We start from the raw sequence: 324 nt of genomic DNA on the forward strand, positions 1-324 counted from the left end.
AGGCGACCACCGCCACCGGCCTGATGTTCACCAGCCCGCGCCAGGACGCGCAGGTGGCCTACCTGCCCGAGAGCTGCTACGGCGGATGGAAGGCCACCCAGTGCCGCGAGCCGCTCGGCACACCTCTTTGGTGGGCCAGCTTCAGCAGGAACACCCCGGCCGAGATCACCTCTGCTTTCACCGCCGCGCTCGCCGAGGGCCTGCCCAGCGACCATCGCGACTTCCTGCACGCCGGCCCCCACCACCGGCCTAGCAGCCCCGCCGGGGCATTGGCCGACCGCGGGTGGCAGACCGACGACACCGCCATGTACCTCTACCAGCGTT

1 protein-coding gene is annotated in these 324 nt (G+C 71.0%); it reads left to right on the top strand.

Annotated features, from left to right (window positions below; genetic code table 11):
• On the top strand, nt 1-324 hold a 324-nt coding region (locus RB628_RS41765; RefSeq protein WP_318325813.1), incomplete at both ends, for a DUF317 domain-containing protein.

This window comes from Streptomyces sp. ADMS (genome assembly GCF_033441795.1).
GTDB lineage: Bacteria > Actinomycetota > Actinomycetes > Streptomycetales > Streptomycetaceae > Streptomyces.